Annotated in this window: 22 protein-coding genes; 12 read left to right on the forward strand and 10 right to left on the reverse strand. The window is 64.2% G+C overall.

The genetic code is table 11. From position 1 onward, the window contains the following. Positions 1-14: 14 nt before the first annotated feature. From A5784_RS05430 to A5784_RS05450, 5 genes are all read right to left on the reverse strand, one after another. Positions 15-971, reverse strand: coding sequence for an NADPH:quinone oxidoreductase family protein (locus tag A5784_RS05430; RefSeq protein ID WP_064943077.1), 957 nt, complete (start codon positions 969-971; stop codon positions 15-17). Beyond that, positions 971-2,020 carry a beta-keto acid cleavage family enzyme gene (locus A5784_RS05435; protein WP_064943079.1) on the reverse strand — a complete coding sequence of 350 codons (1,050 nt, stop codon included), beginning with the start codon at positions 2,018-2,020 and terminating at the stop codon, positions 971-973. Before A5784_RS05435 ends, A5784_RS05430 begins: the two co-directional genes overlap by 1 nt. 63 nt (positions 2,021-2,083) lie before the next feature. Then, positions 2,084-3,232: a saccharopine dehydrogenase family protein gene (locus tag A5784_RS05440; protein WP_064943081.1), complete on the reverse strand. Its 1,149-nt coding sequence runs from the start codon at positions 3,230-3,232 to the stop codon at positions 2,084-2,086. 108 nt (positions 3,233-3,340) lie between these two features. Then, positions 3,341-5,098: a hydantoinase B/oxoprolinase family protein gene (locus A5784_RS05445; protein WP_064943083.1), complete on the reverse strand. Its 1,758-nt coding sequence runs from the start codon at positions 5,096-5,098 to the stop codon at positions 3,341-3,343. After that, positions 5,095-7,179 carry a hydantoinase/oxoprolinase family protein gene (locus tag A5784_RS05450; RefSeq protein ID WP_064943085.1) on the reverse strand — a complete coding sequence of 695 codons (2,085 nt, stop codon included), beginning with the start codon at positions 7,177-7,179 and terminating at the stop codon, positions 5,095-5,097. Before A5784_RS05450 ends, A5784_RS05445 begins: the two co-directional genes overlap by 4 nt. Positions 7,180-7,645: 466 nt before the next feature. Between A5784_RS05450 and A5784_RS05455 the strand changes: the two genes are divergently transcribed. The 10 genes from A5784_RS05455 (at position 7,646) to A5784_RS37390 (ending at position 17,173) form a co-directional block, all read left to right on the forward strand. Further along, complete coding sequence (locus A5784_RS05455) at positions 7,646-8,926, forward strand: FAD-dependent oxidoreductase (protein ID WP_197514642.1); 1,281 nt, start codon at positions 7,646-7,648, stop codon at positions 8,924-8,926. A gap of 50 nt (positions 8,927-8,976) precedes the next feature. After that, positions 8,977-9,423: a flavodoxin domain-containing protein gene (locus tag A5784_RS05460; RefSeq protein WP_064943089.1), complete on the forward strand. Its 447-nt coding sequence runs from the start codon at positions 8,977-8,979 to the stop codon at positions 9,421-9,423. A gap of 44 nt (positions 9,424-9,467) precedes the next feature. Then, positions 9,468-10,673 carry a cytochrome P450 gene (locus A5784_RS05465; RefSeq protein WP_064943091.1) on the forward strand — a complete coding sequence of 402 codons (1,206 nt, stop codon included), beginning with the start codon at positions 9,468-9,470 and terminating at the stop codon, positions 10,671-10,673. A 328-nt stretch (positions 10,674-11,001) separates the two neighbouring features. After that, on the forward strand, positions 11,002-12,453 hold the full coding sequence (locus tag A5784_RS05470; RefSeq protein WP_064943093.1) for an APC family permease: 1,452 nt from the start codon (positions 11,002-11,004) through the stop codon (positions 12,451-12,453). A gap of 95 nt (positions 12,454-12,548) precedes the next feature. Then, positions 12,549-12,953, forward strand: coding sequence for a nuclear transport factor 2 family protein (locus A5784_RS05475; RefSeq protein WP_064943166.1), 405 nt, complete (start codon positions 12,549-12,551; stop codon positions 12,951-12,953). A gap of 28 nt (positions 12,954-12,981) precedes the next feature. Continuing rightward, positions 12,982-14,586 (forward strand): purine-cytosine permease family protein, encoded by a 1,605-nt coding sequence (locus A5784_RS05480; protein ID WP_232005950.1) that lies wholly within the window; start codon positions 12,982-12,984, stop codon positions 14,584-14,586. A 14-nt stretch (positions 14,587-14,600) separates the two neighbouring features. Further along, positions 14,601-15,380: an SDR family NAD(P)-dependent oxidoreductase gene (locus tag A5784_RS05485; RefSeq protein ID WP_286159412.1), complete on the forward strand. Its 780-nt coding sequence runs from the start codon at positions 14,601-14,603 to the stop codon at positions 15,378-15,380. 29 nt (positions 15,381-15,409) lie between these two features. Then, positions 15,410-15,913: a hypothetical protein gene (locus A5784_RS05490; protein WP_064943096.1), complete on the forward strand. Its 504-nt coding sequence runs from the start codon at positions 15,410-15,412 to the stop codon at positions 15,911-15,913. A gap of 75 nt (positions 15,914-15,988) precedes the next feature. After that, positions 15,989-16,816: an SDR family NAD(P)-dependent oxidoreductase gene (locus tag A5784_RS05495; RefSeq protein ID WP_064943098.1), complete on the forward strand. Its 828-nt coding sequence runs from the start codon at positions 15,989-15,991 to the stop codon at positions 16,814-16,816. Positions 16,817-16,852: 36 nt separating this feature from the next. Next, positions 16,853-17,173 (forward strand): WhiB family transcriptional regulator, encoded by a 321-nt coding sequence (locus tag A5784_RS37390; RefSeq protein ID WP_353651901.1) that lies wholly within the window; start codon positions 16,853-16,855, stop codon positions 17,171-17,173. Between the two features lie 124 nt (positions 17,174-17,297). Here the strand turns inward: A5784_RS37390 and A5784_RS05500 are convergent, their stop codons facing one another. The 4 genes from A5784_RS05500 to A5784_RS05515 form a co-directional block, all read right to left on the reverse strand. Continuing rightward, complete coding sequence (locus A5784_RS05500) at positions 17,298-18,776, reverse strand: APC family permease (RefSeq protein WP_064943100.1); 1,479 nt, start codon at positions 18,774-18,776, stop codon at positions 17,298-17,300. 565 nt (positions 18,777-19,341) lie between these two features. Further along, entirely contained in the window at positions 19,342-20,265 is a 924-nt protein-coding gene (locus A5784_RS05505; RefSeq protein WP_064943102.1) for an NADP-dependent oxidoreductase, read from the reverse strand. Continuing rightward, positions 20,262-21,101: an alpha/beta fold hydrolase gene (locus tag A5784_RS05510; RefSeq protein WP_197514643.1), complete on the reverse strand. Its 840-nt coding sequence runs from the start codon at positions 21,099-21,101 to the stop codon at positions 20,262-20,264. The genes A5784_RS05505 and A5784_RS05510 overlap by 4 nt, the downstream gene beginning before the upstream one ends. Positions 21,102-21,115: 14 nt before the next feature. Further along, positions 21,116-21,835 carry a hypothetical protein gene (locus tag A5784_RS05515; protein ID WP_064943105.1) on the reverse strand — a complete coding sequence of 240 codons (720 nt, stop codon included), beginning with the start codon at positions 21,833-21,835 and terminating at the stop codon, positions 21,116-21,118. A 172-nt stretch (positions 21,836-22,007) separates the two neighbouring features. On the opposite strand from A5784_RS05515, the gene A5784_RS05520 reads away from it, so the two are divergent. Then, positions 22,008-22,829 carry an alpha/beta fold hydrolase gene (locus tag A5784_RS05520; protein ID WP_064943107.1) on the forward strand — a complete coding sequence of 274 codons (822 nt, stop codon included), beginning with the start codon at positions 22,008-22,010 and terminating at the stop codon, positions 22,827-22,829. Here A5784_RS05520 and A5784_RS05525 read toward each other — a convergent pair. Continuing rightward, positions 22,826-23,278: a winged helix-turn-helix transcriptional regulator gene (locus tag A5784_RS05525; protein ID WP_064943112.1), complete on the reverse strand. Its 453-nt coding sequence runs from the start codon at positions 23,276-23,278 to the stop codon at positions 22,826-22,828. The two genes, A5784_RS05520 and A5784_RS05525, sit on opposite strands and share 4 nt — an antisense overlap. 55 nt (positions 23,279-23,333) lie before the next feature. Between A5784_RS05525 and A5784_RS05530 the strand changes: the two genes are divergently transcribed. Next, the gene (locus A5784_RS05530) at positions 23,334-26,057 is read left to right on the forward strand and encodes a helix-turn-helix transcriptional regulator (protein WP_232005952.1); all 2,724 of its coding nucleotides are present in this window, start codon (positions 23,334-23,336) and stop codon (positions 26,055-26,057) included. The last annotated feature ends 60 nt before the right edge of the window (positions 26,058-26,117 follow it).

A 26,117-nucleotide genomic window follows, 5' to 3' on the forward strand; every position in this document is an offset into this window, starting at 1 on the left:
AAGGCGATGCCGACTCAGAGGGTCAGTACGACGCGTCCCACGACCTGCCGTTCATCGAGCTTCGTCAGGGCGGTGCCGTACTCCTCGAATGGGCCGGTCTGCTGCACAACCGGTTTGATGAATCCGTCGCGGTAAAGTGCCATCAGCTCATCCCAGGCGACCCGGCTGATCCCCGCGGTCCACAGGTAGTCCGACTCAACACCGCGAATATCGGTATTGGTCAACAACAGTCGGTTGACCTTCACCGTGGGAATTTCGCCCGACGCAAAACCGACCGCCAAAACGCGGCCGAGCGGGGCCAGGGTTCGCAACGCATTACGCATGTCGCCGCCGACGACGTCCACGACGATATCCACGCCCCGGTCCCCGGTCAGTTCCCTCACCTTGATCGGCACATCACCGCGCAGGACCGCGTGGTGGGCGCCCGCTTCCAGCGCTACTTTGGCCCTCTCGTCGCTGGAGACCACGGCGATCACCCGCGCACCCAAGCCGGCGGCGACCTGGATAGCGGCCAGGCCCACCCCGCCGGACGCCCCGAGCACCATGACCCAGTCGCCTTTGGCCAGCCCACCTCGGGTTACCAGCGCAAAGTGCGCGGTGAGGTAGTTCATCGGGATCGCCGCGCCTTGGACGAAGTCCAACTCGTCGGGCAGCGGGTACAAGCGATCCTCGCCCACCGAAACCTGTTCGGCCGCAGCACCGAAACTCAGACAGCCGGCCACCCTCGTGCCCGGTGAGAACTCGGATCCAACCGGGCTCTCAAGCACGACCCCGGTAAAGTCCGATCCAGGGCTGAACGGTGGTGCGGGCTTGACCTGATACTCACCGCGAGACATCAACAGATCGGGAAATGCGGGCGCCACCGCTTTCACCTCGACGAGGACTTCGTCGTCTTCCCTCGTCGGGGCGTCGATCTCGATGACTCGCAGCCCGGTCGGCCCGTCGTAGTTGGTCGCACAGACCGCGCGCATCAGACAGTCTGTCCATTCGCGCCTGCTGCGACACCGACCTTCGCGTTGGCTGCGGGCAGCCCGAGGAACTCACGGTATTCGGCCGGGGTGGCGACCGGGCGGCCGGTGACCTGTGAGATGAGTTGGCCCATATGCAACGCCTGCAGGTTGCTCTGCACCTTGTCGTCGCGGTGCGGCCACAGGAAGTAGGTGTCTTCCATTCCGACGCGGATGTGCAGACCCATCAGCGCAGCCAGCGCGGCGACGTGGGTGGACGCCCGCCCGGCCGCGCAGACCATGATGAAGGCGTCCGGGTCGACATCTTTGATCGCCGCGGCTGTCCGAGTGAGGCATTCGATCATCTGACGCGGGTTCTCCATCGGGCTGCACCCGGGCAGCGCGGGCAGGATGAGCCACACCGCTGGGGTGTCGATGAGTCCGGACTTGATCAGGAAACGGTCGGCGTTGGAGACGTCGGCATCGGTGTAGACGGCGATTTCAGGCTTTGCGCCGGCCTCATTGATCAGCCGCACCTTGTCGATCATGATCGGGGCGGGCTTGACGAACAGTGAATCCCCGATGTACGTCGCGGTGGTATTGATCGGCGCCGCGTCGAGCACGCCTTCGTTGAGGACCTGCTTCATCAGTTCCCACTCGCCCGACAACGCGGGCACAAGGCAGCCGTCGACGACGATCTCGGGAAACTCCTCGCGCAGCGGGCTGATGACCTGGCGGAACCGGTCCGGCGACAGCACGTTGTAGCCGTCGTCATCGCGGACGTGGATGTGGACGGTGCTCGCGCCGGCCTGATGGACCTCGCGCGCCGACTCGAGAATCTCGCCGGGGGCGATCGGCTGGTTGGGGTTCTGGTTCTTGCGGAAGAACGCTCCGGTGATCGCCACCGATACGACCAGCTTCTCCGGAATGTCCCACGGCGTGGAGATCGGCACGTCGTGGTAGGCCGAATGCTCCAGATCCAAGACGGTGGGGATCCCGTAGGGCCGCCAGATCATCTTCTCGCCTTCGCGTGCCACGCCCTTGTTGACGCGGTCCCAGTCGATGTTGACCATGATTGTTCCTTTCGGTGTGGGCCCTTTCAGAGCCGGGCGGTCATGAGTGAAGAGTTGTGGTGCTCAGCTGCGTACGGGAACGGCGCCCAGCAGATCCCGGATCCGGACGTGTTCAACGACCTCGCCGTCACGGGTGCGGTACGCGGTCATGCCTCCCCCACCGGCGGACACCTTGCGCAGTGCGGCAAAGAAGTCCTTCGGCTGCAGCACTTCCGGGGACACCGCGCCAGGGCCGGGCACCCCGCCGTGCAGCGCGACCAGGGCGCCCGCTGCCGCAGGTGTGCCGGTGGCGTCGTCCTGGCTCATCGTGTCGCCGGACATGAAGCTGATGCCCTCGCTGCCCACCCGCACATCGACGATGAGTCCGGACCCGACCGGCTCGCGATCGCCGTGCGCCTTACGCGCGGTCTCGAAGATGGCGTGCATCGCCGCGGTGCGGTCCGGCCCCTCGGGCAGCCGGGAGACGGCCCAGCCCAGATGAGTGAAGTCCTCGGGAATCAAGCCGCCCTTGTTGTGAGCCTTGGTAACTCGGGTGAACCGCGGCAGCGTGAGGACTTCGGGATGACTGAGTGTGACGACGACCTGCTCACCGACCGGGTCGGGAAAACTCACCCGTTCCGGACCAAGGGCGTCCCAGCTCGGGGTGCCCCCGAGTTCGGGGATCGCGGTAGCGAACGAGTGCGCAAAGTGCGGCACCACAGCACCCACCATGTCTTTGGCGTCGACGCACCATGCGATCGACACATCGGCCTCTCCGTCGGGAAGCGCATCAAGCGCGAGCCGCACCAGCACATTAGTAGTGCCCGGCGCCGAGCCCATCCCGATGAGCGCGGTCACCCCGGCTGATTTGGCGGCATCGTCGCGCGCCAGCAGCAGCTCGGTGGCGTCGGAATCATCGCAGATATCAAGGTAATCGGTGCCCGCGGCGATCGCCGCGTCGAGGATGATCGGGCCAAGGGTGTAGTACGGGCCGGTCAAGTTGACCACCAGATCAGCACCTCCGAGCACCTCGCGCAACCGGTCAGGCTCTGCCAGCAGGTCGAACTCGACGCGCTGCACCTCGTGAACACCGACCTCGGCCCATTGGTCAGCACGAAATGCGCGGTCGCACAGCGTGAGCCGCATCGGGTCAGTGCAGCGTGCGAATCCACGTAACAGCCCGGAGGCTTGGGCTCCGGCCGCACCGAGGACCGCCACTGTCGGGTTGCTCATGGGCGTCTTCTTCCTTGTCATGCGCGCAGTGGATCTGCCCGCGGTGATTGCGTGGATCGGTGGGGTGGTCGGCGCGGCGGATGGACTTCGGTCGTCGCGCTGAGAGGTTCAGCCGCGCCGCAGCGCGGTCGCTTCAGAGTCGATAGCCAAACCGCCTGGTGTTTCAACGAATTCGACGCCGTAGGTAGCCGTGGCGTGCTCGGCCGTTTCCCAGCCTTCTAGGACGTCTTCCAGTACAAGTCGAGGATCACGCTCGAACGGCGAGCCATAACCGCCGCCCGAGGCGTCGAACCCGTGCACGGTTTGGCCGGGCTCCAGCACCATCGCCACGGTGTTCGGCAGCTTGCGCCTGGTGCCGTCAGTGTCTTCGAGCCATGCGGCCGCCAGTGTCCCGTCGGCGCCGCCGGCCACACCCTTTGACGGCGTGATCTGCCCGTCGCAGGGGTAGATGAGCGAGATCGGCTCGTCCTTAGGGGTGTAGGCGTATTCGAACGACGGCCCGCCGCGGTACTTTCCGGCGCCGCTGGTATCGGGCACCAGGCGCAGGTGCTTATATACGATCGGCATCTTGATCTCGTCGATCTCCACCGAGTCCCGGTACATCAAGCCACTCGTGCAGGGCACGCCGTATGTCACCCAGCCATCGGCATAGGCGCTGCCGGGCCCGCCGTTGGCGGTGATGCACAGTTGGTTGACGAACTGCTCGTCGGTGCGTTGATCACGTCCGGAGAGCACGGCGTAGCCGGCACCCACGCCGACAGCACCCTCGGCCACACCGTACGGTTCCCCGAGTTCCGCGAACGCTGCGCCCACGCAGTTGATCAGTCGGTCGGTGACGTTGGTGGTGGCCACCGAGCAGCTGTGCGGGAACTTCGGCTTACCTACTGCCGAGCCTTCGTTCATCTCAACGCCGATACGACGGAACGCTCCGGAGTTCTTGGGAACCCGCGCCGGTATCGCGTTGAAGATGCCGCCGAACACCGCAGCTCGAGTGGTGGCCTCGGTCAGGTTCAGTCCGCAATCGACGTTGGGCCCGTTCTCGGTCAAGTCGACGTCGATACGGCCCTGTTCCGGTTTGATGTCGATGCGGACCCGAAAGTCCAGGCCGTCAGGAAGATACGGCTCGAAGGCGTCATGCCGACCCGCGTTGCGCAGGGTGGCCGCGGGCAGCGATTCGATCGCCTTGGCCATCACCGTCTCGCTGTAATCGAGCCAGTCGGTGACGAACTGGCGGATGGTGTCGATGCCGTACTTTGCGACCAGTTCCTTGAGGCGACGTTCGGCCACCCGAGCGGCTCCGACCTCGGCCAGGAAGTCACCGTACCACTGCGACGGTACCCGAATTCTGGTGCGACACATGCGTATGACGTCGTGGACGTTCTGATAGTCGGACTGCACCTTGACGGTTGGGAAGATGACGGCGCCCTCTTCATACACATCCTTGGCCGCCGCATGGTAGGTGGTCGGCAGGGAGTTTCCGGTGTCGGCCTGGTGCGCCTTGGTCACCGTGGTGAACAGGTGCTCGCCGTCGATGAAAACGGGTACCAGAATGGTGTGGTCGGCGGCGTGTGAGTTGCCGATGTAGGGGTTGTTGTCGAGGTAGGCGTCACCCTCACGCATGTCCGGATGCGCGATACGCAGTGCCTGTGCCTGTAGCTGGGCACCGAATACGTGCACCGGAATGCCCTCGGCGGCCGTCAGCAACTCGTCGTCCACGGTCAGGATCGCGCACGAGAAATCCCGAGCACTGTTGATGACAGCCGATCGAGCCGACCGCAACAGCGTGTTGGTCATTTCCCGCACGATGCCGTCGACCTTGTTGGCGATGATGGCGGTGCGGACCCCGTCGAAACTGTTCTGGCTCATCGTGTCTCCTCGGTACCGATGGAAAGCAAGTAGTTGCCGGAGTCGGCCACTGTGGCCGACATGCCGGGGAAGACGACCAGCGTGGTCGTGGGCTCCTCGATGATGGCCGGCCCCTCGACTCGCGTGCCCGGCGGCAAGTCGACCGGCTTGTACACCTCGGTGTCGACCTCGCCGGTGTCCCCGAAGTAGCACCTGCGCCTCGAAGTCGGTTCCCCGGTGCGGAATTCCGCCTCAGGGTGGGCTCGGTGCACCCGGGGCAGCTTGACAGTCACGCGGGCCCGCCAGTTCAGGAACTCGATGGCCGATTCGGGGTCGCGCACGGCGAAGATGCGTTCGTGCAGATCATGGAAGGCTGCGAAGAGTTTCTCGCGCACCCCGTCGGCCCCTACGCGGCTGCCGGGAAGCGGAGCGTCGATCGCCCACACCTGCGACTTGTAGCGTGCCTCGACGCCGAACTCGATCTCGTAGTCGGGGTGCTGACCTCCGAACCGGCTCGCAAAATCCTGCAGCCGCAGTTCCAGACTGTCCAGGACCCCGTCGACCGCCTCGGTCGCGAACGCATCCGATGAGGTGATGAGTGCCTGGGACTCCTCCTTGACGATGTCGGCGAAGTGCATGCCCGACGCCGACAGGGCCGAGGCGACCTTCGGCAGGACCATCCGGCGCGACCCCAGTTCCGCGGCAATCTTCATGATGTTGATACCGGCCGCACCGCCACCAGCGACCAGGGTGCTGTCTTGCGGGTTGAGACCCTGAGCAATGGTGATCTCGTGGACGGCCTTGACCATTGCCTCGCTCGCCAGGGAGAGGATGCCCCATGCGGTTTCGTGGATGCTGAGACCGAACGCGTTGGCAAGCTTCGCGATCGCCCGTTCAGCGGCCTGTACGTCGAGTTCCATGCGGCCGCCGAGGAAGTAGTCCGGATCGAAATACCCGAGCACGCAGGCCGCATCGGACAAGGTGGGCTCGGTACCGCCCCGCCCGTAGCAGGCCGGGCCGGGCTCCGAGCCTGCCGACTGCGGGCCGACGCGCAGCAGCCCGCCCTCGTCGATCCAGGCGATCGAACCGCCTCCGGCACCGATCGAGCGAATGTCTACCGAGGAGATGCCAAGGAGGTCGCCTTCCCACTCCGGGCCCAACCACGTGTCGCGGGAATGAACGACGGCGCCGTCCCTCGAGATCCCGACGTCGAACGTCGTTCCCCCGGTGTCGCAGACGATCATGTCGCCGCCCAGGCCTTCTTGCAGCGAGTAGTTCAGCCCGGCCAGTGGCGCCATCGACGGGCCACTCCGAGCGGTATTGATGGGCGACTCGATGACCTCGTCGATGTTCATGACGCCGCCCATGCTCGTCGACACCAGGATGGTTCCGGCGTACCCGAAGTCGCGAATATCGCGCTCGAGCTGCCGGAAGTGTTGCTGCATGAGCGGTTTGAGGGAGGCGTCGATCGCAGCGGCCGAGGTACGGCGGTACTCCCGAATGATCGGGGCGATCTGGTGCGACAACGTCACCGGAAGATCAGGACATACCTCGGCGATCGTCTTCTCGACGAGCAGTTCGTGTTCAGGATTGACCACCGACCACAACAGTGACACCGCGACTGCTTCGAAGCCGCCTTCTCTGATGGCCTCGACGATGCCGCGCAGTTGCCCTTCATCGAGCGCTGTGATCACCGTGCCTTCGGAGTCGATCCGCTCGCGTACACCGAAGGTGTATCGGCGCGGAATGTACGGCTTCGGGTAAGGCTTGGTGAAGTCATAGCCGTCTTGTTTGCCGCCCTCCTTGAGGAGCAGCACGTCCTCGAATCCTTCGGTGGTCAGCAACGCGGTCTTGGCGATGTTGCGGGTGATGATCGCATTGGTCGCCCGGGTCGTGCCGTAGATAAACAGGTCGGTCTCATCGAGTACCTGCTTTGCGGTCGAACCCAGTTCGGCTGCAGCCGCTTCCAGTGCGTCCAACAACCCCCGGAACACCCGGTCATGCGTGGTCAGCGACTTGCCGATCACCTGGGCCGACGACTCGTCTTGGATAACGACGTCGATGAATGTTCCGCCGGTGTCGGCCGAGACTTTGAAACCCATGAATGCTCCCTACAGATCCCTGATTGGTTCGTGTGACGCAGTACGGAGGTGACGGCCGGCAGGGAGCCCCCGAGGACATGTGTCCGGGTGGGGCCGACCGTCCTTCACACCAGCTCGATTGATTTATTTAATATTAAGTAAGGTGCCTCGTCAAGGGTCGAATCGGCCACCACTCCCGAAGGGGCGAACTTCCGATCCCCCGCAGACAAGCCCGCGGCGCGCGCCAGGCCGGCACCCGCAGATGTCAGTAAAGCGCAGCTCATGAGCTCGATGCGGCGATTTAGTGGTGGCGCGTACCCTGGCCGCTCCGCGCCATGAGCCATAGCTGAGCACTCCCTCCATGCGGTTAACGTGGGTTTTACGTCCGGGGCTGGTGTCGCCCTCAGTATCAAGCTAACATTCGTTCGCATGTATGGTCCACATCACGTTCTGTTTCGGGCATACGGATCTCTGGAGGAGCACCACTGTGAGCGGTAGACACCAGAAGCAGGTGGCACCGACGATCGCGATCGTCGGCAGCGGCCCGTCCGGCTGCTACACCGCCCAGTTCCTACGCAAAGACCTGCCTGACGCCGAGATCACGATTTTCGAAGCGCTACCGGTGCCCTATGGGCTCGTGCGCTACGGTGTGGCCGCCGATCACCAGGGCACCAAAGCCGTCGCCGCACAGTTCGACCGGATGTTCAGCCGCTCCAACGTCACCTTCGTCGGCAACACCCGCATCGGTGTGGACATCGACTTCGCAGCTATCACAGAGTCATTCGATGTCGTCGTCGCCGCCACAGGCCTCACTGCCGACCGCGAATTACCCGTTCCCCAAGAAGCCGGCGCCCGGGTCGTCGGTGCAGGGCGCATTCTGCGCCTGCTCAACGCATTTCCCGATGCCGCGGCGCCGATGCTCGCGCCGCTCACCGAACCACTCGGCGATGAGCTGGTCGTTGTCGGACACGGCAACGTGGCAATCGATGTGGTACGGCTGCTCGCCAAAGAACATCGACACTTCCGCGGTTCGGATGTCCACGATGAGGCACTGCGGGCTCTTCGGCCCATAGCGCCGAGATCGGTCCGTGTCATCGGGCGGTCGTCGGCAGAAAACGCCAAGTTCGACCTCGCGATGGTACGGGAGTTGTGCGCTCTCGACACGGTCAACGTTGCCGCCGAAGGACTCGACGCCGATGTGTCCAGCCCTGTCGCCGACCTTCTGCGCGAGGCGGCGGCGCACCGTCCGACTCAGGCCGCGAGAGCCACGACCGTGACATTCCATTTTCAGACGGTGCCGAGATCCGTTCGCGTTCAGAGTGGTCGAACCGTATTCCACGTCACCGATCCGGCCGGAGCGGCGGCCAGTTATCCCGCGGACACCCTGATCACCGCAATTGGTTTCTGTCACAACAACATCTCGGCCCGAGATCCGTGGACTGCTCCCCACGTCTACCGGGTGGGCTGGTTCGAGCGCGGCGCGCGAGGCAATATCGCCGAGAACCGGAAGCACGCCCAGCGGACGGCCAAGGATATCGTCGCAGACCTCCAGAGCGGTCGGACTAGGTACGGACGCAGCCCGGGTTTGGCCGCGGTGCGCGATGTCCTGCAGCACAGCGTGGTCGACTTTTCCGGCTGGCAGGCCATCGATGCCACCGAACGTCGCGCTGCCGATGATGAGCGCTGCCGGCGCAAGATCACCAGCCTCGACGACATGGTTTCCATAGCCGCGGTCAATCATTGCGTTCGGCAGCATGCCGGACGCTGAAAATCCGTTTTTCTCAACACATTTGAATGAGCAGAGGAGCCCAGTAACCGATGACCGAGATACAGATCCTGTTCGGCACCGAGTCCGGCAACGCCGAACTCGTGGCTGACGACATCGCCGAGACCTTCACCAACGCCGGTATCGACGCACGTGTGGTTCCCATGGAGGACGTTGACGTTGCAAGCCTGGCCGACCTCGGCACCGTGGTTGTGGTGACGTCAACCTACGGTGAGGGTGAGTTGCCTGCCACCACCGCACCCTTCGCCGAAGCCTTGGTCGGTGCAAAACCGGACCTCTCGGGCCTGCGGTTCGCGGCCTTTGGTCTCGGCGACAGCAGCTACGAGACCTACAGCAACGCCGTCGACATCCTCACCGAGCATTTCGCCGGCCTTCGCGCTCGACAGATCGGCGAGACCGGACGCCACGACGCGGTCAGCGGCGATTCGTTCACCGACGTCGCCACGTCATGGGCCAAGACCATCGTCGATTTGCTGTGACAACTCGCGACCTCCCGTCCGCTTGAACGAAAGGCCTGCAATCCGTGACCACCCCGACAACCCATTTCCCGCCGACCGAAGAGCACTATCTGCCGTTCGACAACCCCGAGTTCATCGACGCTCCGTGGCCGTGGTTCGACCGACTGCTCAGGGAAAAGCCTGCCCTGGTTCTCAATGACGGCACCTTGGTGCTGAGCAAATACGCCGACGTCGTCAAGTGGGCGAAACATCCGAGCCTGGTCGCAGTGCCCCCAGACGGCATCGGAGATAGTCCATGGGCGGCGAACTTGAACTCGGTCCTGCTCACCGAGGGCGACCGACACAAGCGCATTCGACGTTCGTTCGCAAGTTGGCTGACCCCGAAAGCCTGCCGGCAGTGGGCCCAAACTGCGGCCGACAGCGCCCGAAACGCGTTGGACGGCATGGGTTCCGACGGCATCATCGACGGTCACCTCGCACTCGGTGTCCAGCCTGCACAAGACGCGATGGCCCACGCTCTCGGCGTCCCGCCCGAGGACGGTTTCCCGCTCATCCATGCCACCAACCTCACGATGATGTCGATGGGCATTCAGCACTCCCCTGACGATGTCGTGCGCGCACACGAAGGATTCGGCTACATGATGTTCGAATCCGAACGGCTCATTGCCGAGAAACGACACAATCCCGGCGACGGCATGTTGCTCGACACCATGATCAAAATCGTGGACGAGGGTGGCCTCAGCGAGCGTGAACTCAAGGAGTCGATCCAGATCCTCTGGGGCTCGGCCGCGCACAATCCAGGACACGTCATGGCCTCGGCGTTGGTCGACTTTGCCGAATTTCCGCACGTGCTCCCGACCTACCGTGACAACCCCGATCAGCGCGAAGAGATGTTGCTGGAGATCTTCCGTCGCGCACTTCCTGAGGTGGCGCTCGACCGATTCACCACCGAACCTCTGGAGGTAGCCGGAGTACACCTGCCCCGTGGCGCCATGATCCGATTCATCCTGGGTGCCGCGTTACGCGATCCGGAGGTGTTCCCCGACCCCGACACGTTCGACCACACCCGCCCCAAGCAGTCCAGCGCCGTTCTGGCATTCGGCGTCGGGACGCACAACTGTGCCGGCCAGGCGATCGCACGGGCCGTCCTGCGGGCCGTGCTCGACGTCGTCGTGGAACGCTACAGCGCAGTCGAGCTCATCGGCGACCCGGTGTGGTCCCGCTCGGATCGCCACCGCAACTGCGAACGCCTCATCGTGCGGCTGTCGTGATGACCAGGCTGCGGCTGTAATTTAATGATTATTAAGTCAAGAAATCATCTTGGCGGGTGCCCCGCGGGGGATTCACCATGACAGTCACGGGCGCTCGGCCACTCCGGGCATCTCAATCGGGCCGGTCTCATCCTGTGTTACCAGGGTATTTCAACCGCTTGCAGCGGACCATGCCGCTCGATGCACTCCATCGACACCGTCACACCACGCAGCCGCACCCGCCGGTCATTCCACGGATGTTCAGCATTGACATCAATCTATTTAACATTCATTATATGGTGCGAGTCACAGTAGTGGCCTCCCCGGACCCAAGGAAGCGGTGATCCCAATGGACATCACCCCCACGACCGCTCAGACGCAGACATCCACCGGCGGCAGCGCACGGCTATCCGGCCAGATGAGCACGACACAACTGGTGCTGTCTGTGCTGGCGTTCTCGTCGCCGCTGACGTGTTTGGCAGGCTATTTCTCGCTCACCATCATGACCACGGGCGCGACGGCCCCCGTGGCGTTCCTGATCGTGACCGCAGTTCTACTGGTGTTCTCCGTCGGATACATGGCAATGACCAAGCACATGCCGCGCCCCGGCGCCTTCTACGCCTATATCTCGGAAGGCCTCGGCAAGCACCTGGGATTGGCCGCGGCGTTTCTCGCGACCATGTCGTACACCGTCATCGGGATGGGTGTGTATTGCTTTGCCGGGCTGACAATCTCGGGACTGATCGCCAAATGGGGCGGCCCGGACATCCCGTGGTGGCTCACCGCACTGGTGGTCTTGATGATCATCGGCGTGCTGGGGTACTTCAACGTCGAAGTGTCGGCCAAAGTGCTGATGTGGGTGATGTTCGTCGAAGTCACCATTGTCATGATCTTCAACGTCGCCGTCATCGGTCGCGGTGGCCAGGCCGGGCTCAATCTCCAGCCGTTCAACGTTTTCGAGTTCGCCCACGGCCAGGTATGGGCCGGGTTGTTGTTCGCGATGCTGGTGTTCATCGGGTTCGAAGCCACCGCGCTCTACCGCGACGAAGTGCGCGACCCCGACCACACCATCCCGCGCGCCACCTACATCGCCGTCGTCTTCATCGGTGTGCTGTACACATTGACCGTCTGGGTTATGGTGATGGCCTTCGGCGCAGGCGCCCAGCAGGTCGCCCAGGACAACACCGCCGGGATGTTCGGCGTGGCTGCTGAACATTACGTCGGCTACTGGTTCAGCAACGTCGCCACCACGCTGGTCATCACAGCAGTCCTGGCGTCGATCCTGTCGATTCACAACGCCGCTACCCGCTACCTGTTCAACCTGGCCGCCGACGCCGCCCTGCCACGCAAACTCGCGGACGTCCACACCCGCCACAATTCGCCATACCGGGCATCGGTGGCGATCACCGTGCTGTCGCTACTGGGCGTCACCCCGTTCGTGCTCGCCGACCGAGACCCGAGCATCGTCTATGGCCAGCTGGCAGGGCTCGGCAACGCCGGGGTGTTCATCCTCATGGCCCTCGTCAGCGTCGCCGTCGTGGTGTTCTTCGCCCGTCACGAACGCCGAAGCGACGAAACCGTTTGGGCCACAACCATCGCTCCGGCCCTGGCTGCGGTGGCACTGTTTGCCTTGGTGATCTTCGCGCTGTCCAACTTCGACCTGGTCGTCGGATCGTCCAGCGCCAATGTGGTCCTGCTGAGTGTGCTCGCCGCGTCGTTCCTCATCGGGGTTGTCATCGCCGCCTGGATGCGGAGCCGACGGCCGGCAGCCTTCGCATTGCTCGGCGGCGCCGGTCGCTGAGACCCCTCAGCCCAACTGCTACAAGGCGGCTCGGCCGAACTCGGCCGTCCGCGTCAACTCGCGTGCCCAAACCACTGATCACAGAAGGGATCAACATGACCATCGAGAACACAGAACGTGTCATGCACGCGTACCACGATGCGTGGGAACGCGGCGACCAGGAAGCCGGCATGGGTTTCTACGCCGAGGACCTGGTTGTGCACATGGGCGGCGGCGGGCCACTCGCCGGGACCTACACCAGCCGTGACGATTTCAACACCAATTGGATCGGCCGGGTCGCTGCGTTCACCGACACCTGGGACGTCATCGGCAACAACACGCTCCTGGTCGGCGAGGACGGCGTACTGCTGCTGGTACGGGAGCATTGGGCGCGCGGGGACCGCTCGGTGACGACCGAACGAATCGGCTATTACCGCGTGGCCGGCGACAAGATTGTCGAATGCCGCTTTGCCGACATGAATCAGCCTGAAGTCGAGGCGTTTTTCGGCGACCTCACCTGACACGCGAACCGGCGACCAAACAACCATGATGCAGCCAAGCGATAACGCGGTGCCGGCAGGGGCCCAGCCAGAGCCGACGGGTTGGGCCCTGTCCACCGCCGACGATCCTCGTGTCACCGCGGAGCAGGAACACGAGGACTACACCTACCATGTCGTACCAACGACGGCACGCCTACCGCGCCGGGCCGTTCTCGGCAGTTGGTGGTCGATCGCCAGCGCGATGGCGTTCCTGTATTACGGCGTGCTGGCAGCCACTCTCGCAGGGACGCAGCAGGCCCTGATCGGCCTTCTCTTGGTCATCGTGGTCAGTTCCCTGCTGGGCGCCTTCGCAACCAATGCGTCCATCCGCCGGGGTGTGAACTCCATGCTGCTCACCCGCGAGATCTTCGGGGTCCGCGGAGCGGTTGTGACGCCGCTGATCTGCGGGCTGGGCGCGCTCTACTACGCGGTATTCGAGTCCAGTGTGATGGCCGCTGCGCTACATGCCTATTTTCGAGTGTTCGACATCCGCGTCTGGTACGCGCTGGTCATCGTTGCCATGACGCCGCTCATGCTCGGCGGTATGCAAACCTGGCTCAACAAACTCAACTCGTGGTCGCTGCCGATCTTCCTGACCGGTGTCACCGCTGCGGTCGTGGTCGCCGCCCTGAGGTTCGGCTGGAGCGCCGACTGGTGGACTGCCGGGCCCGGCACCGCATCTCCAAATCCTTTGCCCGGCTGGCTGACTGCCTTCATTCTGTACATGGGCAACTGGCTGCTCGTACCTGACACTCCAGAATTCGCGCGATTCGGCCGCATCCAGGACCGGCGCTTCCACGCTCACATTAGTTTCGGATGGGCGTTCTACCTGGTGGCGTATGGCTTCAGCGGGGTGGCGGGAATCCTCATAGTTTCCTGGGCGGCCCCGGGCACCACGATCGCCGAATCCGCTGTCACGACAGGCATTGTCGCCTCGTTAGGTGCAGCCGGCCTGGTCGTGGTGATCGTCAGTCAAGTCCGCATCAACTCGGCCAACTTCTACGTTGCGAGCACCTGCTTGGAACGCGTGGTAGGCCAACTGTCGAGGCGCAACCTTCCGCGACGCGCATGGGTGGTGCTGCTCGCGGTGGTGACATTCGTGTTGATGCTCACCAACGTATTCAGCTACATCGCAACGGCGCTGGCCTGGCAGGGTATCGTCACCGTCTCCTGGGTTGGCATCGTGACGGTGCACCTGCTCCGCGTTACGCCAGATCCCGAGATCCGCGCCAGCAGACTGCCCATGCTTACAAGAGGTTTCGTCGTTTGGGTCGCCGCGACCGGAATCGGGCTGCTAGCCCTCAACTTCGGGCCACCGACCACGGCGAGTCTGGCGCCGCTGATCTCGCTGTTCGCAAGCATCATCCTGTATCTCACGCAGGTTCGCGTGCTGCGTCGCCGCCTTGGCGCCGGACGCTCCGTCGACGGGCGCGAGGCGATCGACGACGTGTGGAACACGCGCACACTGTGCACGAACTGCGGGCTGAGCTACACGACCTATGAAATGGACGCTCTGGAGGGAGCGCCGGACATGCCCCGATGCCTGGAGTGTCAGCTTGAGTCACCCCGTCACGACACTCACATCCATGAACCGAACATCCCCAACACTGCATAGGAAGGCAGATACCGGTGTCACCATCCCTGCAAGACAAGGTAGTCATCGTGACCGGAGCAGGCTCCGGCATGGGCGAAGCGATGACACAACAGTTCGTCACCGCAGGCGCTCGCGTCGCCGCGCTGGACATCAATGAGGCGAAGGCCAAGGCTGTGGTCGCCGCCCTCGGCGTCGCCGACAACCAGGCAACCGCGGTCGCCGTCGACATCGCGTCGGAGGAATCGGTGACCGACGCCGTCAGTCAGGTACTCAGGTGGGCAGGCCGCATCGACGTACTGTGCAACAACGCAGGCATCATCGACAGCTTCCGCCCCGCCCACGAGGTCCCGATCGAGGAATGGAACCGCAACATCGCAGTCAACCTCACCGGGCCGTTCCTGATGTCACGTGCAGTCATCCCCGATATGTTGAGTCGTTCGCGCGGCGTCATCATCAACACCGCATCAATTGCTTCGATGAGCGCCGCAGGCGGTGGAACTGCTTACACCGCAGCAAAACACGGTGTGCTGGGTATGACTCGCCAGCTGACCTTCGACTACGGCACCCGCGGCATCCGGGTCAACGCGATCTGCCCGGGCGCGACGCTGACCGGCCTTACCGTGCCTGAGGGCGACGCGAGCCATCTGCCGGATTCCGACGCCGAGATCGCCCGTATCCCCGCCCAGCGGTGGTGCCAACCCGCCGAGATCGCACGGTTGGCGCTCTTTTTGGCCAGCGACGACGCCGATTACATCCATGGCGCGGCCATGGTCATCGACGGGGGCTGGCTGACCGCCGCCCGTAACCCGATCTAGACGCAACCGCGGCACGGTAGGACACCCAGATGAGATCCGACAACCTGTTGGACGAGACATCCGACGACGCGGCGTCTGTGCGCGAGGCGCTGCTGTGCCGGGCCTACGAGGGCGAGATCATCGGCTGTGCCATGTACGACCGGATGGTCAGCGATCCGGCGTACCCGAAGAAAGATGCCCTGCATCTGCTCTACGTGGTCGAGCGCATCACCGCCGAGGCTCTCGAACCATTGATCACCCGCTACCACGTCGCGGTCGACAACGAGTCCGCGACCCGCGAAGGCCACCAACTCGCCGCAGCACTGTCAGGACAGCCGTGGAAGGACATGTGGGCGAAGGTCATTCGGCTGGCTGATGACTACCTTTCGGACTTTCGGCGGCTGGCCGATGTCCTTGACGGGGACGACGCCGCCGTTGGCCGGCAGGTCGTCGAGCACGAAGAAGCACTGATCGCGTTTGCCAACCGCGAGATCGCCGACGCCCTCGATCCGTTGGCCCCACTCGTGGAGTATCAGAGACGGTACGCACGGTAGTGCGTACCACCCTCGGCCGAGGATCGGGCCGCCGCATCATCCCCGCACCATCATGGAAAGTTCAAGGAGCAGAACGTGTCTGTAGGTAACGGCGCGCAACTTGCCGGGCGCACGGCCATCGTCACCGGCGCGGGACGCGGCATCGGCGAGTCCATCGCACTCACCCTCGCCGACCGCGGAGCGCAGGTCATGGTCGTCGGTCGAGCGTCGGAACCACTCAATACGACAGTGGCAGCCATCGAGGAGCGGGGAGGCACCGCATTCGCGGTGCAGGCCGACATCTCATCCTCGGCCGACGTCTCAGCCATGGTCTCAGAAGCGATGAGGCGGTGGGGGCACATCGACATCCTCGTCAACAACGCCGCGATTTTCGACGAACCGCCGTTTTTCGACTTGGATGAGAAAACCTTCCAAGCCACGTTCGCCATCAACGTGACCGGAACGTTTCTGCTGTCGCAGGCCGTGGCCCGGCACATGGCCGACGCCGGGAAGGGATCGATCATCCATATCTCCTCCATCGATGCGCTCGGCGCCGACGGTCCCTTCACCGCGTATACGGCCACCAAGGCTGCGGTAGTCAGCCTCGCCCGCACAATGACCATGGAGCTGGCCCCGCTGGGCATCAGAGTCAACTGTGTGGCACCGGGTTTCGTCAATACCGACATGGTGCACAAAACCTCGACACCCAACGTTCTGCAACACATGCTGAACGACTTCACCCGGGTGCCGATGCGTCGGCTCGTCGAGCCCGACGAGATCGGTGCGGCCGTCGCTTTCCTGGCCTCCGACGACGCATCGGCCATCACGGGAATCAATCTCGTCGTCGACGGCGGGCTCACCTCCAACCTGTTCGTCATGGAGACGTTGCCCGAACCCATGATTCCGTTGGGCGAGGACGACTAGCCAAGCAGGTCGGACCACATTGATCGGATCACACAGGTGACCGACCCCGAGTCGTGGGGTTGGCGAGTGAGAGCGCGTTGTCGCGGTGAGGATCTCGGCCTGTTCTTCCATCCCGATGGAGAACGAGGACACGCCCGCCGTCGTCGCCAGGAGCTCGCCAAACAGCTGTGTGCGCAATGTCCGGTCGTGCCTCAATGCCGTGAACACGCGGTGGCTTACGAAGAGGCATTCGGCATCTGGGGTGGACTCACCGAAGACGAGCGCAGCCGCCAGCTGCCAGACCGCGCGGTACGTCTGCGGACGCACCGCGCCCATGAGCGGCACGATATGACCGACCGCGGCGAAAGCTCCATGTGACACACGTCGTTCGGGCGGTTGGTGATACTCGGGCCCGAGTTACGACGTTCACAGCGGAAAACCCGCGTTCTGGCGGATGTTGGAACACCCGGAGAACGCGGGTTTTACGCCCCTTCAGCTCAGATCAGCCGACCTTCTGCCTGCCGATCCGGGCAAAAGTGGCGGGACGCCGAACGCGGTACACGGCAGCAAGCACGATGCCGGCCACAAAAGTGCCCCAGAGCACAATCTGCAGCGCCCACGCCTGCGCCAACGAACCGCCGGTCATCGACGTGAAGTGCGTGATGGCCAGATACAGCACCGTTGCCATGCTGATCGAGCTGAGCAGCGGAGCGATGAACATGTGGAACACCCTGCGTTCGGTGATATCTGTGCGCCTGCGGAAGAACACCAGTGCACTGACACCGGTGAGGAACATCAGCACCAGTACCGCGAACCCTCCGGTGCCCGCCAGGCTGGCGTATACGTGGCCGGGATCGGCCTTGGCGATCGCAACACCGCCCAGCACAAGGAGCAGCACTGCCGTGACCGTCACTGAACTGACATAGGGCGAGCCATGTTTCGGGTGTACCCGGCCAAGCTGTCCCGGGAGCACCTTATCGACCCCGAGGGAGTATGTGTATCGCGCCAGGATGTTCTGCACGGAGAGCAGACAGGCAAAGATCGACGAGCACAGCAACACTCGGACGAGATCGGTTGCCCACAGGCCTACATATGATCGGACCGCATTCGGGAACATCCCCGCGTAGTCGTTGATCGCAACATCCTGCGCCTGGCTGGGGCCGTAGGCAACGATCAGCAGCCAAATGCTGACCAGGTAGAAAACTCCGATGAAAACCACCGCGCCGTACGTCGCCCTGGGAACGGTCTTGTCAGGGTCCTTCGTCTCTTCCCGGAAGATCGCAGTGGCCTCGAAACCGAGAAAACAGGTGGCAGCGAACAACACCGCCAACCCGACATCTCCGGCGGCGAACCCGGCCAACGAGAATGGTTGCAGTGAACGGCCTTCCGGGCCTCCCTTGACCATTACAGCGGCATTGAAGATGAGCACGATCAGGATTTCGCAACCCATCACCACCGACAGGACCTTCGCCGACAGGTCAATGCGGAAATACCCCAAGACGCCGGTGGTCGTCACGCACAGCACCGAATACATCCACCACGGGAGGCTCGGGCCGTGAAAGGTCTCGCTCACGAGGCTCGACGCGATGGTTCCGAAGAATGCGACTGTACCGACGGCCATCGTCACGTAGCCGAACATCGCCAGGAAGCTGGACCCCAAGCCGGCATGCCTACCCATACCAGCCGTGATGTACGCATAGAACGCACCTGGGTTGGGGAGATAGCGCGTCATGGTGGTGTAGCCGACGGCGAACAGCAGCAACAGGACAATGGCAACCGCGAAGGCGATCGGCGCGCTGCGGTTGTACGTGAGCACGAACACTGCGAAAGCCGCGACCACTGTGAGCGGAGCCGAGAACGCCAGGACGGTGAGCATCAACTCCACCACACCGATTCGGCCCTGGAGTTTATGTCGGGTGTCATCGGCAGACGACGGGTCTTGCGCCGTCAACGGCGGCGGGATCTTCACCTGATCGGTCATGTAAGGCCCTTCGTTTCCCTGTCAGAGCGGCTAGATAAATGATGTTTAAGTAAATGCAGTCAGCACATGCGTCGCCGCGGATCAACCAACGTGTGGCTCGGCGTTGATATTCGGTTGTGCCTGCAGATGGTCGCCCACACGTGATCCAGACCACTGGCATCACGACTGTAGATCACACTTAACTAACATTCAATAGCAGCGCTTCGGACGAGAAGGCCCGAACAACCGCGTACACGATCTGACCCGCCCGTAACGAACCTCAGTGCACCGCTTTCAACGCAGCATCGAGGAAGGGCAACCGCCCAGCGGGCTCACTCACCGTTCCCCTCGAGCGCCTGGCGACGACCGTCGACCACGCGACGACCATCCCCTCGTCCACCAACTGATCGCGCCACTGGCGAAGAGTTGGCATCGCGAACGTAATTTGCAGACGCGGATTTCGATAGGTGTTGGCGCAGTCGTCCGTTGGCTCCTATCGCGTGCCGCTGGGTGCGCAGATGGCGTCGACCGACGAGGGGCCACACAGTATGTGCCGTCGCTGCGTAAGCCCACGGCCGCCAAATCGTCAGATCACCGTGAGTACGGTTTTTCCGGTGGCATTGCGTACAGATTGGGCTTGGCCAGCATGTTCCAGTGGGATCGTGGTGGCGACGGTGGGAGTCAGGACTCCACGGTCGACGAGATCGGCCAGTGCGGTGAGTCCGAGCCGGTCGGCTTCGACGAACAGCCCTGCCACTCGGATGTTGCGTGCCGCTGCTGCCTCGGCAACGACCGGGAGCGACTGGGGCAAGGTCGACACCAGCATTCCGCCGGGTTTGAGCACCCGCAGCGCTTTCTCGGGGTAGTCGTGTCCGATCATGTCGAAAACCACATCGAGATCAGCAAGCACGGCACTGAAATCCGTTGTAGTGTAGTCGATCACCTCATCGGCACCGAGATTGGTGACGTAGTCGGTGACTGTGGGATCAGCCAACGCGGCGACGTGGGCGCCGCGCGCTTTGGCGATCTGTACCGCGAGGTGTCCTACCCCACCGGCGGGTGCGGTGATGAGAACCCGGCTGCCGGCATCGACGCGGGCAGTCTCTACCAGCGCCTGCCAGGCAGTGAGCCCGGCCAGCGGTAGAGCCGCAGCGTGCACATGGTCGAGCCTGGCGGGCTTCGGTACGAACACCCGGGTGGGCGCAACCACGTACTGGGCGTAGGCGCCGTGACCTTTCGGGAACGGCAGCAGACCGAAGACTTCATCACCGGGACGAAACAGCGTCACTCCGACACCGACGGCCTCCACGGTCCCGGAGACATCCCAGCCGAGCACGAAGGGCGGTGGGCCGACGAACATGCCGGCCTGCCGATTCATCGCGTCGACGGGGTTGACCCCGGCTGCGTGCACGCGAACTTGGAGCTCCCCCATGCCCGGTTCGGGCCGGTCGATCTCGACGATGTGCAGGACCTCAGGGCCGCCGAGTTCGTCTTGACTGACCGCTCTCATCGGGTTGCTCCAAGGAAGCTGTTGACCTCGCCGGCGAAGTCGTCGATGTGTTGGAAGAGGAAGCCGTGCCCGGCGTCGCTGTAGAGGACGACTTTGGCGTCAGGCAGCTTCTGCGACATCGCGTAGCTCGCGTAGGAGTTGATCATGACGTCGTGTGCGCCGTTGGCGACTAGGACGGGCAGCCTCAACTCACCGAGTCGGTCGTAGTAGCCGCCGAACGTCGCGATCGCCCCGAGCTGGGCGCGATAAGTGGAATCCTGCACTGCTGCTTTGGATTGGACGAGGCGGGTGTCGAGGCGGCGCAATGATGCCAGGCCGGCTGACCGTCCTTGTTCGGTCTCGGGAAAGAAGAGGTACAGGTAGTCCTCGTCGTCGTTGACGGCGTGTTGCAGGACTTCCCCAACCCGCGGCGGCGGGGTCGGTTGGTCGGGTACACCGGCCGGGGTGCTGCCTGCAACGATCAGACGGCGCACCAGGTCCGGAGCGCGGAGGGCGACTCCCTGGGCGACGATGCCTCCGAGGGACCAGCCCAGAACGTCGACCTGGTGCAGGCCGAGTGCGCGGATGAAAGCGATGGCGCCGTCTGCGAGTTGGTCAAGGCTGGTGGGGGCGGTGCCGGTGGTGAAGCTGGTGCCGCGGTTGTCAAAGACGATGACTTCGCGTTCGGTGGCCAGCGCGTCCAGCAGCTGAGGGTCCCAGTGGTCGATGGTCCCGCGCAGGCGCATGCACAGCACCAGCGGCACGCCACCTGGTGCGCCAAATCGCCGGTAGTGGAAGCGTTCTCCGTCGGGCCCGGCGACGAACCGGTCCTCGGCATGGTCGGATTGGTAGGTCACGATGCTGGTCTCTTTCAGTCGAGGTGGATGTCGGTCAGCGAGGTGGACACCACGAGTTGTTCGGGTATCGGGTGGTTGTCGGCGTCGCGGACGTAAATCAGGCGGGTGCGCGGGATCACGACACCGTTGATCTCGTCGAAGTCGGAGATGTAATGGGCAGCGGGCGAGCCGCCGGCGATGTCGACCTGGTAGTCGCGGCGGCGGATCAGACCGTCATCGTCGATGTAGAGCACTTGGTGCGGGCTGTGGGTGGCGACGCTGTCGGGATAGTCGACGTGCAGCCGCCGCCAGCGCTGGCCGGCTTCGGTCCAGGAGTCGCCTTCTTCGGTTCGTACGCCGGGCAGGGTCAGGTTGTACGGTTCTGCGGTGTAGCTCCACATCGCGTAGCCGGTGAAGTAGGCGAGTTGTAGTGCTGTCCAGGGTGTTTCGAGGGTGTGGCCGGCGAAGGAGGCTCGTGGGTCCTCGAGCAGTTCGACGGTGTCGCCGTCGGTGGTCTCGATGCTGACCCGCTGCGGGGTGTACGCGGTGCGCAAGTTGGCGGCGGTGAACGGCCACAGCGAGGTGCGCTGGTCTTTGATCCAGACGGTGATGTGGCCGTCGTCGACGATGCCCGGGACTTGTTTGATGTCCCAGATGGCGCCGCCGAAGCGCTTGCGCGCGGTGACCGAGGTGAGTTGGCGCCAGCGCTCGAGGCCTCCGTAGGCGCGCAACGTCGTGGTGAGAAGGTCTGTCATCGATGTCCTGTCCGATAGCTGAGCGGGCTGCAGCGCTATCTCGGGCTGCGGCTTTCAGGTTCACATCGAGCGTGCCGAGCGGGTATCGGTCAAATGACCATCGCCGTGTGGTCCCGGATGGTGGTCATCTGACTGATAACTGCCGCAGCGGGGCGGCTTCACAATCACATCCATGCCTTTTATCGACGGCTCTGACGGAGCCCAGCTCTACTACAAGGACTGGGGCAGCGGCCCGGTCGTGGTGTTCAGTCACGGGTGGCCGCTGAGTGCCGACGCCTGGGACACCGAGATGAAACTGCTTGCGGACAAAGGGTTTCGGGTGATCGCCCATGACCGACGCGGGCACGGCCGCTCGGAGCACACGTGGTCGGGCAACGACATCGACACCTATGCTGCGGACCTGGACGCGCTGGTGCGCCGGTTGGGGCTGACCGACATCGCGCTGGTGGGGCATTCCACGGGCGGTGGTGAGGTGGTGCGCTACGCGGCTCGCCTCGGCGCCGGCCGGGTGCGCAAGATCGTCACGATCGGGGCAGTGCCGCCGGTGATGGTGCAGTCGGCGGCCAATGCGGAGGGCACGCCGGTGTCGGTGTTCAACGGCATACGCGCTCAGGTGCTCGATGATCGTTCGCAGTATTGGAGAGAACTCGCCCTGGCGTTCTACGGATTCAACCGCGCCAACACGGAGTTTTCACAAGGGTTGGTCGATCACTTTTGGCTGCAAGGGATGCGGGCCGGGTTGGTGTCAGTCCACGACTGTGTGCAGGCCTTCTCCGAGACCGACTTCACCGACGACCTCAAGGCGCTGGACGTTCCGATTCTCATCGCCCACGGAGACGACGACCAGATCGTGCCGATCCATGATGCCGCCGCCAAAGCGATCGAGCTGGTTCGTTACGGTCGGCTACGCGTCTATCCGGGTGCGCCGCATGGCATCTACGGTGCCTACCGCGAGCAGTTGATGGGTGATCTTCTGGAGTTCATCGGCCCCTAGGCCGGGGTCAGATTCACCAACGCGACGTCGACGGAGGACACCTTGCGTCCGTCGCGGCGCCGGAAACTCAGGCCCACCATGTCGCCGGTGTCGGCTTCGATGAAGCGGTAGGCACTGCTGTTCTCCCGTGCGATGTGGCGATGTCCCCATTGCCCGACGGCGGCCAGCACGGAGATGAGGTCGCGGCCCGAGTGGGTGAGCTGGTATTGGCTGCGGGTGCGGTCTCCTGGTTCGCGGTAGTCGACAGATTCCATGATGCCGGCGGTCATGAGTTCGGAGAGTCGCGAGCTCAGAACTTCCGGTGCGATGCCCAGTTGCTCCCGAAACTCCGAAAATCGGGAACGGCCGAGCATGGCCTCGCGGATGATCAGGATCGCCCACCGCTGTCCCAACACCGACATGGCGCGGGCGATGGGGCAGACATCGTCAGACCAGGAATTGGTGCGCATCGTCACATTCTAGCTGAATACGTCAAACGTACTCAGCTATGCTAACTTGGCCCAGGTGATCATCATCGGACGCACCGCCGAGTTGGCTGTCATCACCGACGCCCTCGCCGCCGTCTCAGCGAGCGGATCAGCGCTGGTGATCGAAGGCGAGGCGGGTATCGGCAAGTCGACCCTGCTCACCGCCGCCGCCGAACGCGCAGGCTTGGATGGCTTCGCCCGGCTGAGCTGTTCGGGTTTGCAGAGCCAGTCCGAGGTGGGTTTCGCTGGTATTCACGAACTGATCCACCCGCTACTGGCGCACATCCGCGACCTGCCGGCCCGCCAGCGCAGCGCACTGCTCACGGCATTCGGTCTGGAGGACGGTCCCACCCCTGACCGACTGCTGGTCAGCCTCGCCGTCCTGAGCCTCCTCGAAGACGCAGCGACCCGGCGGCGGCTCATCCTGGTGATCGACGACATCCAATGGCTGGATCAATCCTCGTTGGACGTCCTCGCCTTCGTAGCGCGCCGCCTGGCCAACGCACCGTTGCTGCTGCTGTGCGCCGAACGCACCACCATGGCGGGCCCCGTGCACCAGTTGGAGGGGCTTGCCCGCCTCTCGCTGGGACCCCTGCCCACCTCCGATGCCGAACAGTTGCTGACCCATACTCTGAGTACCTCGCCACGGCCTATGGATGCTCATTTGCAGCAGCGTGTCCTCGAACAGGCCAACGGCAATCCCCTGGCGGTCATCGAGCTGACGTCGGCGATCGGTGAGCGCGGTACTGACACCACGGTGTTCGCCGGGGAGCCGCTGCCGACTGGACGCCGCGTCGAGCGAGCCTTCCTCAACCAGCTCGACGCCCTATCCGCGCCGGCGCGCCGACTCCTGCTGCTGATCTCGGCCAGCGACGGATCCCTATCCGAGATCGACGCGGCCGCAACTCGTCTCGGACTTGATCTGACCGAGAATCTGGATCCGCTGGAGCGGGCCACCCTGGTCTCCGGGTGTGGTGGGCGCATTCAGGTGCGCCATCCGCTGATCCGGTCCACCGTCTATGGCGCCGCGCCGCTGTCGGCGCGCGCGCTGACGCACCGGGCGCTGGCCGATGTGGCGGCCGACCCCATCCGTGCTGCCTGGCACCGCGCCGAGGCGGCATTCGGGCCCGATGAACAGGTGGCCGCCGAGTTGGAGCGCGCCGCCGAACACGCACGGTCCCGCGGCGCCGGAGCGGAGTCAGCCGCCGCCCTACGTCGCGCCGCAGTCCTGTCAGCCGACGTGGCCTCTCGCGTGCGCCGGCTCAGCGCCGCCGCCGAGGTGGCCCGCAGCGCGGGCCTGACCCGGGAGGCCATCAGCATCCTGTCCGAAGCCGAACCTCTGGCCGACGGTCACGACGACGCCGAGCCCCTGGCGATCACGCGTTTTGTCCTCAATGCCACTGCAGCGTTGCCGGGCCGAACGGCCAGCGAGCTGGTCGCGTTAGCGCGGAAATTTGCCGATCGCGAACCCCAACAGCGCGAACTGCTCTGGGCGGCAGCCATTGAGTGCCGCATGCATGGTCTCGGCGAGGACGCCCGCCGCGACGTCGCGGCGGCTATCACTGACCTGGGCGGGCCCGCGGCCGACCCGCTTCTGGCGGTCGCCGCCGCGTTGGTGGAAGACACGGGAACTGGGCTGGCTCTGCGGACCCAACTGCCGCGCTTGATTGATGAATTCAGCGACCAACCACTGCTGCTCATGGGGATGGCCTTTGCTGCCGAAGGCATCGCGGAACGCACCCATGCGCTGGCATGCTGGACCAGCGTGGGTCAGCGCTCCCGCCACCGCGGATCACCCGCCAACGAGTGTGAAAGTCTGCGCGGCTCTGCACAACTACTGCTGATCCAGGGCCGTCCTCAGGCCGCGGCCATCGCCGCTCAAAACGCTGTGCGCATGGCCGACGACATGAACCTGCCGATGACCGAGGCGTCCGCTGCGGGAATCCTGGCCCGCGCGCTGACCTGGCTGGGACAACCCGAACGTGCCCGGGGCGCCCTCGACCGCGCGCGTATGGCGCTGGCGCCCGACCCGGCCATCCTCTGGAATGACGATGCGCACTGGGCCGCCGGTCTGGCAGCGCTGTGCGCGGCCAACCACGCCGAGGCACTGGGCCACCTGCTGAAGATGACGTTGCACCGCACCTCTCGACGTTGGGCAGTCGCTGACCTGGCCGAGGCCGCCGCCGGTTGCGACCGAGCGCACGTGGTGCGACCACTGGTGGCCGACATCGCCACGCAGGCAGGGCATTTGGGCACCGGCCTGGAGACCATGCTGGCGCAGCGCGCCCTCGCGTTGCTGGCCGACTCCGATCACGAGGCAGACGCCGCGTTCCGAGCCGCGCTGGCGGTCGGCGAGACCGCTGACGCCGAGTTGGAGCTGGCCCGCACCCACCTGCTCTACGGCGAGTGGCTACGCCGCCGACGACGCATCGTCGAAGCACGCACCCACCTGTCTCTGGCACTGGCTGCGTTCGACACCGCGGGAGCCGCAGCCTTTGTCGAACGCAGCGCCGCAGAACTACGCGCCGCCGGGGTTTCCGGGGCCGGCGCTGTGTCCAAGAGCGACACCACAGCCGATCTCACCGCTCAGGAGCTGCAGATCGCGCAGCTGGCAGCCTCCGGCCTGACCAATCGCGAGATTGCCGATCGGATCTATGTCTCTCACAAGACCGTTGCCGCGCACCTGTACAAGGTATTCCCGAAGCTGCGCATCACCAGCCGCAGCCAACTCCACGCCGCGTTGGGGGAACTGGTCAGCTGACCGATACCGTCGCACCCCGCCAGCGCGCACAGTGGTCTCGCCACTGTGACCAAGGAGGGA

Source organism: Mycobacterium sp. 852013-50091_SCH5140682 (assembly GCF_001665685.1).
Taxonomy (GTDB): Bacteria; Actinomycetota; Actinomycetes; order Mycobacteriales; family Mycobacteriaceae; genus Mycobacterium.

Bases quoted from the DNA above. Each gene is read 5' to 3' on its own strand.
- A5784_RS05445 (WP_064943083.1), bottom strand. From the start codon at position 5,098: ATGAGCCAGAACAGTTTCGACGGGGTCCGCACCGCCATCATCGCCAAC.
- A5784_RS05450 (WP_064943085.1), bottom strand. From the start codon at position 7,179: ATGGGTTTCAAAGTCTCGGCCGACACCGGCGGAACATTCATCGACGTC.
- A5784_RS05525 (WP_064943112.1), bottom strand. From the start codon at position 23,278: ATGCGCACCAATTCCTGGTCTGACGATGTCTGCCCCATCGCCCGCGCC.
- A5784_RS05480 (WP_232005950.1), top strand. From the start codon at position 12,982: ATGCAGCCAAGCGATAACGCGGTGCCGGCAGGGGCCCAGCCAGAGCCG.
- A5784_RS05470 (WP_064943093.1), top strand. From the start codon at position 11,002: ATGGACATCACCCCCACGACCGCTCAGACGCAGACATCCACCGGCGGC.
- A5784_RS05505 (WP_064943102.1), bottom strand. From the start codon at position 20,265: ATGAGAGCGGTCAGTCAAGACGAACTCGGCGGCCCTGAGGTCCTGCAC.
- A5784_RS05460 (WP_064943089.1), top strand. From the start codon at position 8,977: ATGACCGAGATACAGATCCTGTTCGGCACCGAGTCCGGCAACGCCGAA.
- A5784_RS05430 (WP_064943077.1), bottom strand. From the start codon at position 971: ATGCGCGCGGTCTGTGCGACCAACTACGACGGGCCGACCGGGCTGCGA.
- A5784_RS05490 (WP_064943096.1), top strand. From the start codon at position 15,410: ATGAGATCCGACAACCTGTTGGACGAGACATCCGACGACGCGGCGTCT.
- A5784_RS05520 (WP_064943107.1), top strand. From the start codon at position 22,008: ATGCCTTTTATCGACGGCTCTGACGGAGCCCAGCTCTACTACAAGGAC.
- A5784_RS05500 (WP_064943100.1), bottom strand. From the start codon at position 18,776: ATGACCGATCAGGTGAAGATCCCGCCGCCGTTGACGGCGCAAGACCCG.
- A5784_RS05515 (WP_064943105.1), bottom strand. From the start codon at position 21,835: ATGACAGACCTTCTCACCACGACGTTGCGCGCCTACGGAGGCCTCGAG.
- A5784_RS05440 (WP_064943081.1), bottom strand. From the start codon at position 3,232: ATGAGCAACCCGACAGTGGCGGTCCTCGGTGCGGCCGGAGCCCAAGCC.
- A5784_RS05435 (WP_064943079.1), bottom strand. From the start codon at position 2,020: ATGGTCAACATCGACTGGGACCGCGTCAACAAGGGCGTGGCACGCGAA.
- A5784_RS05475 (WP_064943166.1), top strand. From the start codon at position 12,549: ATGACCATCGAGAACACAGAACGTGTCATGCACGCGTACCACGATGCG.